Genomic DNA, 13,347 nt, shown 5'->3' with positions numbered 1-13,347 from the left:
TTTTATCCTTATTATGGGTAGGCGGTTGTTCAGTCGTTAGATAAAAAAAAGCGAATACACATCTCCCTAAGACGGGTATTCGCCAATGACCTAATATCCTTATTCAGCAAACAAAACGCTAAACAAAGTTAATCGAGGTACTCCAAAGCCGATACTTGCCATAGTCTGGTCAGTATCGGAAACGACCTAGCCTTCTTCATCTCCACAAGCGAGAGCGAATTTAGCAGGTTTTATAGTAGCCTCGCTGTCTGGATTTGCACAACTGAATACATACGTATTCATCAATTATAGGTAACTTAAGTAGCACATTCTCGCTACATTTTTTAGCTTAATACTCAAGCCAATATTCTTTAGCAAGTCTATGTTATTTAATTAATTTAAATCTAATCGCTGTGCCGCCACTGGCGGCCATCGTTAACGTCAGCGTGTCTTTAGCTGAAACCACTTTTTGTTCAATAACATAGTCGTATGGGTTAGTTAACCAATCAGCCTTGTCACCATCACGATAAATTTGTGCCTGGTATTGCGAATTTGCAGTTAAAAAGTCTAAAGCAATATCGACATTGCGTGGGGTTTCATCGGTTAATCCACCGATAAACCAATCATCATTTTTACGTGATTTACGTGCAAAAACCACAAAGTCACCCACTTCACCGGCAAGGGCTTTTGATTCGCTCCAATCGGTTGGCACATCTAAAATAAATTGAAATGCATCTAAACGCTCAACATAGTTGCGTGGTAAGTCGGCAGCCATTTGAATAGGGCTATAAAGCACCACATAAAGCGCCAACTGCTTCATTAAGGTTGTTTGCACCCGATTAACCGCATCTAAGCCAGCAGGCGCAAGATTGAATATGCCTGGGGTAAAGTCCATTGGGCCAGACAACATGCGAGTGTAAGGTAAAATTGCAGTGTGTTCAGGGTTATTAGGCGGTGAACCCCATGCATTAAATTCTTGACCACGTGCGCCTTCACGGGCTATCCAGTTTGGATATGTGCGGCGAAGTCCGGTATCTTTAATCGGTTCATGGGTATTAATACTAATACCGCGCTTAGCAGCTTCGGTGACACTGTGCAGGTATTCATTAACCATAAATTGGCCATCGTGCCATTCATGGCGGGTAATACCGTGTTCATCAACCCGTTTAATATCACCGCCATCTGCAACATAACCGGTTTTAATTTGGGTTACGCCATGCTTTTTATATAAGTCGTAGGCATCGCTCATTTGCTTGCGATAATTGGTGACTGAACCTGAGGTTTCATGGTGGCCAATTAAGCGTACATTTTTACTTTTGCCATATTGGCTAATCACATCTAAGTCAAAATCAGGGTAGGCTTTAGTAAAACTGAATACATCGCCGTTATCGAACCAACTGCCGTCCCAGCCTTCATTCCAACCTTCAACCAATACGCCATCAAAACCATACTTGGCGGCAAAGTCCATGTATCGCTTAGTTTCACTAGTGGTTGCGCCATGTTTAGGCCCGCTGCCCCAAGTGTTCTCATTTAAGTGCATTCCCCACCAAATACCCACGTATTTACCCGGTTGCACCCAAGAGACATCACCGAGTTTATTCGGCTCGTTGAGGTTAATAATAATATCTGAGTTTAGTAGCCCTGGGGCATCTTTAGCTATTTGAATAGTACGCCAGGGTGTTGAAAAACCAGGCTGGGTTTTAACCCGAATACCGTCGGACCAGGGGGTTAAATCTGCGCGTAAAATACCATCACGACCTTGATTAAGTACCATAGCCGCATAGTCGGTGAGGGCGGCTTCATGGATGCTTAAATGCACGCCGTCAGCGGTTCTAAACGTCATTGGGGTGTGGGCTCTATCGATTTTATCCAGCGAGGTAGTGCGGTATAAATACTCGTAACGGTTCCAGCCACGACCGGGGATCCACCATGCGGTAGTGAGTTGCGGATCGGGTATGGCAAATTCAGTTAATTCGTCAGTAATATCCAGCTTGGGTGTTTTAGCCAGTCCAGCTTGTTTTGGCACTAAGTAGCGAAAACCAATACCGTCGTTAAAGGCTTTAAATTCAATATCAAAGTCGACTTTGCCATTACTGAACGTCGCGACAATACGATTGTAATGGTCACGCACATTTTCACGCTCTCCCCAAGGTAGCAGCCAGGTTTGATCAACGCTGTTGCTTTTAACCTCTTTAATGCTGAAATCAACACCAAACTCACCCAACTGCTGGAATACCAAGCCCAGTTTGCTGGGGTTAACCACTATTTTACCGTTAAATTTAACTTGGTATTCAGGGCGGCCATTGTCGTCTGTCAAACTGACTGAAATGTGTTTATCAGGGGAGACGACGTTTACCGTTTTAGCTTGCGCCATGTTTGGAATGGCCAAGCTGAAAACTGCTAAAGCACAGGACAAGCTAATTACGCTAGGTGTAAAGCATAAATATTTAGCGATGCCAGCAGTGTGAGTTGTTGTCGAGGCCGTTGAGTGAATTGATCCCGTTGAATGAACTAAGCGGGTTAATTTAGTAAGCTTAGGTAATTTAGTTGAGCCAGATAAAGAAGCGTGCGCCATACAAAATCCTTGTTGTTTATTATTTTATTTATGCAACAAGCAATATATGACGCTTTACGATTTTACCGCAAAGATCTGCATACGTATTCAGCGCTTATTCCTGATCGACTTGCTCCCCTTGGCTTACGATGAACAACTTAAGTGCGACAGGCCACCGATCGCAAAAAACTCAGATGCCTTAAGTCGATAAAACTTATCTTCTACTTCCTGAGGCTGCTCGGCATAAGGTTGAGTCATCACAGTCTGCAATTCTCTAACAAGCGAGTAATTACCCTCGCTTGCTTGGTTGTAGGCTGGCACCAGTAACCATTCACGCAGAGTGTATTTAGGGTTAACCAGTTTCATCTGCTTAATGATTTCTTCACGGGTGCGAGGCTGGGCTGAATTGACATTGTTTTTTGCATCTGCACTTTCACCAGAACTCACATCAACATCCGAATCAGCTGTGCAACCCAGTAATGACTGCCACTGGCTTAACCAGGCTGACCAGCGCTGCTCAAATCCTTCGGGAGCGTGTTGTAGATCCTGGTAAAAACTTTTTGTCAGTGAAGCAATATTGACCGGTAGTGCTGAGAGTTCGCGGAAGAACAAGGTGTAATCAACAGGTGTTTGCACCATAAGCGTTTCAAGCTCTGTAAATAGCGAAGCATTGAATGTGTTAAGCCCAAGTTTAGCGGCCCACATCTGCTGCATTTTTGTTTGCATTTCGCACGAAAAGCCATTTACTAACTGTTGGAGTTGCGCTAAGTCATCGGGTGTACTGACTAATAATGGACTTAATGCCGTGCAAAACATCAAGAAATTACGTTCTGCAGCTACGCCTTGATTCAAAAACGCAAAGTGCTGACCGCCGCCTGTCCAGGGTTGATATTGTGGGTTAAACACATCGCAAAATCCGAAAGGACCGTAGTCGAGGGTGAAACCACCGGCGGCGCAGTTATCACTATTAAAGTTACCTTGGCAATAACCGACACGGATCCAGTTTGCCACCAATGAAGTCAGGCGGTGACGGAACTCGCTTGCTAGCAGCAACACCTTGTCGTTAATACTAAGCTGCGAGTCGATAACATCAGGGTATTCACGATCGACTAAGTGTAATACCAGTTGTTCAAGCTCAGCCATCGCTTGCGGATGTTCCTGCTTGCGGGCACGGCGACCGAAAAGCTCGAGTTGCCCCACTCGAATAAATGAAGATGCTACACGCGTTGAAATCGCAACTGCCTCCGTAATCATTCTGTCAGGATCTTGCGAACGCGAACCCTCAGAGTACCACGGCCGTTTTACCGTCTCGGTTTTCGACACATACAAACTTAGCGAACGCGATGTTGGTACACCCAGCGCGTGCATGTGCTCCTGTGCTAAAAACTCACGGACACTTGAACGTAACACAGCGCGACCGTCTGCACCGCGACAATATGGCGTGCGACCGCCACCTTTAAGCTGCATTTCCCAGCGTTTTCCCTTGATGACAGCTTCAAATACAGACATAGCGCGGCCGTCACCATAGCCGTTACCGGTTTTGAACGGGCATTGTTGAATGTATTCAGTGCCAAAAATAGACAAAGCATAGCCACTTGCCCAACCAAGTTTACTCATGGGTGCTGGCACATTTGAGAGGTCGCCGGAAAACATATTCATAAAGTCGGCTGACTGCGCCATGCTGTCTACAAAACCCAAATCTCTAAATAAGCTGTTGCTATGCACTACGTATTCGGGGTTTTCGATAGGCGTCGGTTTAACGGTGACGTAGTGTCCGCTAAATACTTGGCGCGGCGCATAGTCGATGCCATTTTCTTTTGCGTCAGGATCGCAGTTGAGCGTATCCATGAATGAATAGTTAGCCAATTTAGCGAGGTCGTCGATGGTATTGACGGTCTCGGCAGTTGCAGAAGTGTCCTGGGAGAGTTTATGTGTCATAGGGGTACCTGGATGATTGAGTGCAAGGGCTATTTCCCCTAGGGTATTGCGCATCGACGATTTTTCGATTTATTAAATTGTGGTTAGTATACTAGATATCATTGTTTCACAGCCAGTATTGGTGGTATTGCGTTGATACCGAGTCTGGCTGTGGTATGTATTTGATCACAATCAATTATATGTATTTAATAAACTTTTAAAAACTTTAATTGCTTTGGGATTAGGCCGAAATTATCGCCATTTAATCAATAATTAGTAAGCTTCGTCTTCACCATAAACATTAACCGTCAGTTCGCCATTAACGCTTTCAGAAACCCGGAAATTAATGGGTTTACAACACACCTGGCAATCTTCAATGTACTCTTGCCCCATGTCGGATGAATCAATCAGAATGTCAATAGCTTCACCACAGTAGGGACAATCTATAAGTTGCTCAGTTAATTGGTTCAATGTTATGCGCTCCTGAATTGCCTAAATTTTGACTGTAAAGTAATTATCTGACGTCTAGTGAAATGACTCTTATGTTGATGTCAGCCACTTAAGTTACTTCTCATTTGTTACTTATCGTTAGTTACTTATCATTTTATATTGGTAGTGGTAACTCAATTTATCATCTTTTTATTCGAAGAGGGGGCAATTTTAATACTTATTCTGGCATTAAATGTTTAAAGATATATAAATCGCTAAGTACCATAAATGGCGAGCAGTAATCAGGTGCTAAAAGCGTTAATCAAGCTTACGCAGTCATACGAATCATAGGGTAGGGCACTCGGACACAGACGGCAATTGTTGATGATTTTAGCGCTGTTTTGCCCAAATCCACACACCGCTGCTGGCAACTAACAACAAGGCGAGGGCGAATAAATCCCACAACCAGATTGTTAACGCACCAAATAATCGGCCACTATGTAAGTCTAGCATGACTCGCTCCCAGGTTAAGTGGACACTACGGGCATTGAGCTCGATAGTTTGCCATTGTGATGGCACTAATTCATTTTTAGCCATTGGGGCTAACCAAGCAAAATCAGCATTGGCTGGTTGTGGCGACCATTCCAGTAAATCGACATCACTTAAAAACAGCCCTTTAGCAGTATTTATCCATACTCCAGCATCAGTATTAGCCAGAGCCAATATGCCCTGTGGAAGTCCGGTACTTGGGCCTTGGGTTTCGTAAAGCTCACCTGCTGCTGAAAACAAATACACATGCTTAGCATCAACGGCCACCAGGGAGTTTCCAACCTGTGTAGCACCAATTATTGGTAACTGACTTTCCAGAATAAGTTTGTCTTTCAGCCAGAGTTGGCGGTCTGTAGCCGCCACTAATCCTTTACATTGGGAAGGCGATGCCGCATTAGCGGTCACATTGGCGTCAGAAGCAGATCCTGTAATCGAATCAAGGCAAAATACCGTTATTTGTTGCGGTACATTGATGCCGTAATAGTCCAGCAACCAAGCTTGTTTTACCTTGGCTGTATCTAAGTTGAAGTCTTGGCTATGATTAATGGCCACACCTGTGAGGGCTAATAATAGAATAAACAAGCCACTGAATAGACCGAGTCGACGATGCCAAGGACGCAGTGCTCTGAGGATTTGATATTTAATCCCTTGGCGCCTCAGTTGTTGGTTTGGGCGTCTACTTTTTGTCATTATCTTTGCTCGTCATATCTGTCATTGCTATGGACTAATCCTCAGCGTTATTAACATGGGCATCGAGCCACAGTGCAATACGGGATAATTTGGTTAAGGCGCGCACAGACAAGGTTGCCCCAGTAATGCCATCAATATGCCTGTCGAGCTTATTATCAGCTTTAAGCTTGGCAGCCTTAAATTGGTCGGTAAAAAAATCATGGCGCACCTCATCGCCGCGGCTTTCACGGTAAACCAGCACTTTTGTCTGAGTTATCTCAGCAGCCTTGACGTGAATGCCTACCGTTATCAGGGCTTCTTTACCAATTTCATCCAAAATCCACACACTGGCGTCATCTTTTTGCCAATAACGCACCCGCATTTTATTAAAACTGTGGGATAAAATATCTTCGATAGCCGCTTTGGCTTCATCATCAAGCCAAAATACTTTAGCTTTAGGTAATTCGCCTGCAAAAGCCTGTTTGATAAAATCCTGAGAAGATAAATATTGAGTGGTTTCGGCCTGAGCCTGAGGCATTAATAAACTGATACCAAGTACGATGCAGTAAAGTAATCTCATAAATCAATGGAGCTCTTAGTTAGGGTCGACTAATTAGAATCGGTTTAATTAGGCACTATTGAAAAAAAGGCACATAAAACAAAGGTGCCTATCATACTGAAAAAATGATAGCCACCCCAAGTGTTTTATGTGATTAAGCCCAAAGGCTTATATCCGCAGACTCAATTACTTAGAATTGATAGCCAACGCCTAAGTTAAAGCCGTCTGAATCAGCGGCGCCGCCGATGTTTTCATAGTCTGCTTTAAAGACTACGTTTTCATGTAACCAGTAGTTAATACCTACGTTAGTTTGCTTTTTCTTAGTGTCTGCATCGTCGCCCGCATTGTTGTCCCACTCGTTGTAACGAGCGAATACGCCAAATTGGTCATTAATGCGATAAGAAGGCTCGATGTAGAAACCGTTTTGCTTATCACGGCCTAAGGTTTCAGCTTCTTTACCATCGATATCCCACTGAGCGTAAAGCGCTTTAACAGAGAAGTTTTCGATGTTGTAGATAGCATGAGCTGTCATTAATGTCGCTGATGCAGTATCAACGCCGGCTTCACCCTGGGTTAAATCTGATTGATATTGTACCGTCGCTGCAAGCTCAAGACCTGGCACCGCAGTGTACTTAACACGGCCGGTATAAGCTAAATCTTCGCCTTTGGCTTCAGAGACTTTTTGGCGACCGTTACGGATTTTATAACCTGAATCTTGGCTTAGATAAAGACCTGAAGTCACAGCGGTATCAAACGCAATGCCAGGAGCCGCTTTAATATTTAAGTTAAGACCACCTTCCCACCACGTTGCTGGGATGATGTCTTTTTCAACAGGGTTACGCTCAACACCGTAAAAAGTTGTCGGTTCGTGAGTTTCGTTGATGATACCCACTGGCATCAGGAATAGACCCGCTTTACCGGTGAACATGTTATTAAAGTCATGTTCGATATAAGCTTGCTCTAATTCCACTTCGCCTTTTTTGCCTTCACCAGCAATTGAATGCTCAACTTCTAATTCAGAGAAGAAACGTGTTGTGCTGTTAAATTCATGACCCACAAATAATACGAAACGGTGGAAATCGAATTCTTTCTTATCTGTGTTATTCAGATTGTTAGAGATGTTGTTGTAGTGCAATTCACCATAACCACCGATAGTGGTGGCAGATTTGCTTGATGCAGTAGATTCAACAACATCAGCGGTTTTTTCCACACGTTGTTCTGTCTGTTCAAGGCGTTTTTCTAAATCTTTTAATACTTTTTGCTGCTGTTCAATAATTTTACGTAGCTCTTGAGTCTCCTGTGACGCAACGGCAGAGTGGCTTGCAAACATGCCCAATAATGCTGTAGCAAGTAATGTTTTCTTCATCATTTTCATCTCAATTAATAGTAAAAGTGGAAATTACACGGATTCTACCAATTGATATGAATAATGCAAACTATTCGTATTTGGAATTATATTTAAGATCACATTTATATGAATAATGTAATATTAACAATAAGATAAAATTCTGCTTTTGATGACAATATCAAGTCAATTTGGTTCACAGAAAAATAGATGACCTTAACTCGATTAAATTTCAGTGGCTAATCAGTATTAGCCACCTTTTTCCGTAAAGAGGGAGCTTGCAATGAGCGCTATTTTACAATGCTTAACAATGTAAAAATCAAAGGGGTGGCATCGATTGCGATCATTTTTAGCTAGCAGGAATCATCATGATTTAGCTTTTAATAAATCGCGTATTTCCGTTAGTAATATTTCCTGTGCAGTGGGGGCTGGTGGTGCTTTAGGCGCTGCCTGTTCTTTTTTCTTTAATTTGTTAATGCCTTTTACAATCACAAATATTGCCAATGCAATGAGAGTAAAATCAATAACGGTTTGGATAAAAGCCCCATAACTTATCACCACAGCTGGCGCATCACCAACCGCATCTTTTACCACAATGGCTAAATCAGTAAAATTTACTCCACCTAATAACACGCCTATCGGAGGCATAATAACCCCCGCAACTAATGCAGTGACTATCTTGCCAAAAGACGCGCCTATGACAATACCAACAGCCATATCAACTACATTGCCTTTTACCGCAAAATCTTTAAATTCTTTCATCATGCTCATCGTACTATTCCTTTATAGCTGAAAATCGATTATGTGATTTGTAAGGTACAGATGACTTATAGGGCAGTGTCTATACCACGTTAATTTTAGTCGGTAACTTTCACATCACATAAAAGACTAGAGAAATATATTTTTTATGGTCGTTTTTTATAGGCAACGTCGGCTAAGCCTCTGTTCTGATAGCGCCTTTTAAAAGGCGGCGAATATCTTTTGTATTGCTGTGATGATAAATAGGGCACTCGCCAGCGACTCTTACAAGGCCGGTAAAGCGTGCTCTGGCATGGCGCAGCGTATTACCTCACGGCTCTATGAGAGTAAGTTAATCTGAAACCTGTATGTTAATTTTTATCTGAGGATATGATTTGTTTTTATAAAAATGCAGCTGGTACATTTGGCGGTGGAAGGAATATTTTAGAAAGCCCTTGTAGATGTTTATTAAGAAATAAAAAACCACCATTTGATGGTGGTTGTGGACTAATCATAGCGGTGTCACCGTTATGCTAACAGGACATTGTTGTCATGCAAAATATCCCTACGGCAAGTCATTGAATATGGCATAACAAGATTTCTGCCTTAGCCAATATCCATTACAATCTCATGTCTAACTCATTGTGAATTAATAACACACACTGAGATGCAAACAGCATTTTAGGGCCTAAATTGATATGTTGAGTACCAAGACGCTTCAAGCTATTAAAGCTCTTTTTCGGCATAGGAATATGGTCGGTTAGCAAAAAACACGCATTATGAGCAAACTCGACTTCCCGAACTGGGGTGCCTTTTTTCTCCAACATATACAGCTGATAATGTTCAGCTAACTCTTGGATTAATTTTTCAAAACTGACAGTACGCACCGTAATGCCTGCTTCAACATCACGTGATTGCTCTTTAGTCATGCCTTTTGATGCATCTAACGCTTTGGCGATTTTAGCGGTGAGGTTTTGTTCGTGAAAGCCGCCAATATTGCGCAGTTCGCTTGAGGTAAAACTGATGGTGCGGGAAAAGTCATTAGTGCTTTCAAGCACCAAATACACCACAACATCATCACGGTACGATTGTGCTACAAAAATAGTGTTCATTAGCACATGGGCTAAAATTTCTGTATGGGCTTCTTGGCCAATACCTGCTAAAAAAAGTTTACTGTCGACGGGAGCCGCTCTGGCTCGTAATACAAAGGCGCGCATGAAAAGTCCTGTTGAAATAAAAACGTAACCCTGTTTAATTTAAAATAACTTCACTAAATAATGACTTTAATTAAGCAACAGCTGGATACGCGGTAAATGTGTGCCACTGAAAGATAATCAATCAACGAATGCGTGTTTAACCATTATCTCAGCTTTACATGAAGCTGTAACGCTAATAATCAACACAACCCAATGTCATTAACCGATATATTTGAGCAGTGTTACTGACGGCTGTTTTGGTTTACGGGTGCCAAGTGTTTACATTAAAGGGAGACGAAACAACATCGTTGTTTTTTAGGGGGATTACCGATCATTTTTAAACTCGCTTTTGGAAAAACGGGTTGAAAGGTTTCATTTTATAAAAATTTGCCCTGAGCCGACTAAATTTAAGCTCAATTAAATTGTCATGGGCTTAAAAGGATGACTCCATGTGCAAATGATCCAGCGAGACGCCGCAAGCACTTCCATGTGGGCTTAACCAAAACCAATAACATCCATGTTAAACAGCCAGTTCGGCATCCATGCCTCTCGCTCAGAAATGTTTCACTTAGTGAAACTTCGCCCTGTTTTGAATACTCGCTGACTCATCTGCACCTGAATCTTTGTCTCTTCGATGTAACTTCATTGGTAGCAGTGGCAAAAGCTAAATCGGAAAAGTTAACTCACTTTTTGGACAAAAATTAGCTTAAAAGGTGATTCCATGTACAAATGATCCAGCGAGACGCCGCAAGCACATCCATGTGGTCTTAACCAAAACATCCATGTTTTGGATACTCGCTGGCTCATCAGCACCTGAATTTTTGCCTCTTCGATTTAGTTTCATTGATCGCTGTGCGGAAGGACTGCATAAAAACAGGGTTAACTTACTTTTGTCCGTTTGAACGTTATGTGGCATTTATACGCCCAGCTTTAAACAAACCAATTACTGAAACTACCATACCAAAAATTAACATAAATGCAGTTAAATTTGGAGTACGCTCCCAAATAGCAAAATACTCACTAAGCCATGCGGGAAAGAAAAATGAGTAAGGTATATAAAGCACAATAAAAGTAATCCATGCGATACACTCTAAAATGATTTTTCCTCTAATAGTTTTTCGTATTGCTACATTTGCTTTAGCTATATAAATACACGAAAAAAAATAGATTATGATGCCAAATGTGAAAAGTAAAATGCCGACTCCTTATGACACATAAAACGCTCAAAGCAAGCGCGCGGTAAGCGTCGCCTTGCCTTTGCTTGTTATAAATAAAGAAGCCACTTAATTTATGCGCATGCCTGTGGAATAGATTATATCATCACTTGGACATGAATATTTTGGTTTAATAGTAGTGCAGCTTTGATTTTGCTTATCAAAGCAAAAATCAAATCTAGTTTGTGTTTTTACTGCTTGCGTAATGATGCCTTTGGGTAAATCTGACCACTTCCAGCTTTTAACCACTTTGGCTGCTGCTAATCCAAATTCCTTTTCTGTTGTAGTAATCACTTTTATATCTTTAACTTCATTTTGTGGTGTTACTACGTATTCGACCGTTACACAGCCCTCAATAGAATTCATGACTGCACTTTCTGGATACCGAGCAGGGAATCTAACAAGCTCAGCCCACTTAGAGGACTTTAATTCGTTTTGAGTTACAGGCAAATTTGTATATTCATTTTCTGCTTTTGTAGATGCGCACCCACTAGCCATAAGTGTGATTATTAGAAAACCTAAATAATTTTTTATCACCGAAATCTCCTTTTATTTATAACGTTTTAGTATTTATGCGTTGCGCTGTTTGCATGGCATAAGTCGCTTGTTGGGCTTGGCCTATGCAGAGTCCAGGTCAATTGGTACGCTTTATGCTATAGGAATTTGCTTTTTTTGATGCTGGCTCTGGGCTATAGAGCAGTTTTGAACTGATTATGTGACTTGATTTGTACGTGTTTCATTGAAATTCCCTTGTCATTGTGGTGTTCCATCACATCTTTTTTAAGTCTAGCTGATTCAATACGAGTAATACAGTCAATTGAAGCTTGATTTGGCTCCGCGCAGCGGCTTAGTTCAACGCCCTGTTTTTTGTCCTTGTTTAACAGCTTGTGTACGCCCAGCATGGGCATGAACTAATGAGGTGAAAGTCCTCTGTAGGAAGATCACCGTTTAAATAACATATTGTTATTAAACGTTAACTACTAGCGAATGGCAAGGGCTTAATCGCAAGGTTTGGTCTGGAGGAAGCCGCTAGCCTTTTTACTGATTAAGAATGCGAGCTGATGAACAAGAACATCATATGAGGCGTAGGCTAAAGGTGAGTTGGCAAGGTCAGCCCGCGAAGCAAGGGTACAAGACGACGGAACCACGTAATCTAATGGCCACCGCAAATGATGCTGTAGTGCAAAGACAGTCAGACTGTCCATGCTCTTACCTGGGGTGATCTGCTTAACACGCGATTAATATCTAAACCTTCCAACTATTGAGTTCTAGATGGTTTGGATCAAGGTTATATTGCTTGTTCAGCTTAGGGTGATCTTTTATCAAGCTAATCATTTCTTGAATATTATCAATCGGATTTAGGCCATAAGCTACATCAAGCCTTTTCACAACTTCTTTAAAATAGGGCTTTGTCCCATAAAATTTTATAGCCTCATTACTGTGATATCTAGAATCCTGTGCTATAGCTATCATCCAGAACATTGGTCGCCACCATGAATAAGAAAAATCGCAACGCCCAATTACATCAATAGCATCTTTCTGATAGGCCAATATAGTAAAAAAATTTATCAATTCATCAAGCTTGTACCGATCATGCTGCTCACCAACTTTGAATTCATCATAACTTTTATAATGGCTTACTTCTTTTATACGTTCCCATGAGATTACGTTAAGATGTTTTTGTTCTGCGACAAAAAATCTTGACACTAAGAAATCAAAGTATTCTTTACTTGCAACAGCCGGAATTAAGACGTTCATTGAAGAATTTTTAACTTCTTGAAAATATTCACTACAATATGTCCTGAATAGCTCAACAATTACATTTTCTTTTGCATAATCCGCAGTCATTTTATTTGCTTTGGCGGTTTCATCTAGAACAACTCTAGTATCTTGAAGCTCTTGAATTTGCAAATAAACAGTAAGAATTACCCCACAAAATGCAAAACCGGCAAAAAGAGCATTAATACTGCTAAACAAATCTGCTATTGGTTGATTTGTAAAATTTTTTAATATATTCGGTTGTATCCCTATATACCAAGCACCCAACCATAGTCCCAGAATCAAAGAACTAGATACAGATATTAAAAAAAGTGTGGTTTTTCTCTTCATTTGAGTTCCTATAATAAAATCAATAAATGTTAATAAATCATAAAGAAAGTTACGTAAAAAATGATAATTAAAATTTCATCAATATCGAT

General features: G+C 41.3%; 10 protein-coding genes. All 10 read right to left on the bottom strand.

Annotation, left to right across the window (positions count from 1 at the left end):
- Positions 1-364: 364 nt before the first annotated feature.
- Positions 365-2,353: a glycoside hydrolase family 97 protein gene (locus ACRWQL_RS02250; RefSeq protein ID WP_434953450.1), complete on the bottom strand. Its 1,989-nt coding sequence runs from the start codon at positions 2,351-2,353 to the stop codon at positions 365-367.
- Between the two features lie 324 nt (positions 2,354-2,677).
- Positions 2,678-4,471 (bottom strand): protein adenylyltransferase SelO, encoded by a 1,794-nt coding sequence (locus tag ACRWQL_RS02245; RefSeq protein ID WP_434952121.1) that lies wholly within the window; start codon positions 4,469-4,471, stop codon positions 2,678-2,680.
- A gap of 252 nt (positions 4,472-4,723) precedes the next feature.
- Entirely contained in the window at positions 4,724-4,921 is a 198-nt protein-coding gene (locus ACRWQL_RS02240) for a CPXCG motif-containing cysteine-rich protein (protein WP_434952120.1), read from the bottom strand.
- Between the two features lie 348 nt (positions 4,922-5,269).
- Entirely contained in the window at positions 5,270-6,118 is an 849-nt protein-coding gene (locus ACRWQL_RS02235; RefSeq protein ID WP_434952118.1) for a PepSY domain-containing protein, read from the bottom strand.
- A gap of 34 nt (positions 6,119-6,152) precedes the next feature.
- Positions 6,153-6,635 carry an FMN-binding protein gene (locus tag ACRWQL_RS02230; RefSeq protein ID WP_434953449.1) on the bottom strand — a complete coding sequence of 161 codons (483 nt, stop codon included), beginning with the start codon at positions 6,633-6,635 and terminating at the stop codon, positions 6,153-6,155.
- A 211-nt stretch (positions 6,636-6,846) separates the two neighbouring features.
- Positions 6,847-8,022, bottom strand: a complete 1,176-nt coding sequence (locus ACRWQL_RS02225) for a porin (RefSeq protein ID WP_434953448.1) — start codon at positions 8,020-8,022, stop codon at positions 6,847-6,849.
- A 345-nt stretch (positions 8,023-8,367) separates the two neighbouring features.
- Positions 8,368-8,772: a large-conductance mechanosensitive channel protein MscL gene (mscL, locus tag ACRWQL_RS02220; protein WP_434937522.1), complete on the bottom strand. Its 405-nt coding sequence runs from the start codon at positions 8,770-8,772 to the stop codon at positions 8,368-8,370.
- Between the two features lie 587 nt (positions 8,773-9,359).
- Positions 9,360-9,956 carry a tRNA (pseudouridine(54)-N(1))-methyltransferase TrmY gene (trmY, locus tag ACRWQL_RS02215; RefSeq protein ID WP_434952116.1) on the bottom strand — a complete coding sequence of 199 codons (597 nt, stop codon included), beginning with the start codon at positions 9,954-9,956 and terminating at the stop codon, positions 9,360-9,362.
- A gap of 1,262 nt (positions 9,957-11,218) precedes the next feature.
- Complete coding sequence (locus tag ACRWQL_RS02210; protein ID WP_434952115.1) at positions 11,219-11,686, bottom strand: energy transducer TonB; 468 nt, start codon at positions 11,684-11,686, stop codon at positions 11,219-11,221.
- 708 nt (positions 11,687-12,394) lie between these two features.
- A complete protein-coding gene (locus ACRWQL_RS02205) occupies positions 12,395-13,258 on the bottom strand; it encodes a hypothetical protein (RefSeq protein ID WP_434952114.1) in 864 nt (287 codons plus the stop codon).
- Positions 13,259-13,347: the final 89 nt, after the last annotated feature.

Origin of the sequence: Shewanella sp. HL-SH4, assembly GCF_051164845.1 — a bacterium.
Classification (GTDB): domain Bacteria; phylum Pseudomonadota; class Gammaproteobacteria; order Enterobacterales; family Shewanellaceae; genus Shewanella; species Shewanella glacialimarina.
This window is presented reverse-complemented; position numbering and strand designations above follow the sequence as displayed.

Bases quoted from the DNA above. Each gene is read 5' to 3' on its own strand.
- ACRWQL_RS02250 (WP_434953450.1), bottom strand. From the start codon at position 2,353: ATGGCGCAAGCTAAAACGGTAAACGTCGTCTCCCCTGATAAACACATT.
- ACRWQL_RS02245 (WP_434952121.1), bottom strand. From the start codon at position 4,471: ATGACACATAAACTCTCCCAGGACACTTCTGCAACTGCCGAGACCGTC.
- ACRWQL_RS02235 (WP_434952118.1), bottom strand. From the start codon at position 6,118: ATGACAAAAAGTAGACGCCCAAACCAACAACTGAGGCGCCAAGGGATT.
- ACRWQL_RS02230 (WP_434953449.1), bottom strand. From the start codon at position 6,635: ATGCCTCAGGCTCAGGCCGAAACCACTCAATATTTATCTTCTCAGGAT.
- ACRWQL_RS02225 (WP_434953448.1), bottom strand. From the start codon at position 8,022: ATGAAGAAAACATTACTTGCTACAGCATTATTGGGCATGTTTGCAAGC.
- mscL (WP_434937522.1), bottom strand. From the start codon at position 8,772: ATGAGCATGATGAAAGAATTTAAAGATTTTGCGGTAAAAGGCAATGTA.
- trmY (WP_434952116.1), bottom strand. From the start codon at position 9,956: ATGCGCGCCTTTGTATTACGAGCCAGAGCGGCTCCCGTCGACAGTAAA.
- ACRWQL_RS02205 (WP_434952114.1), bottom strand. From the start codon at position 13,258: ATGAAGAGAAAAACCACACTTTTTTTAATATCTGTATCTAGTTCTTTG.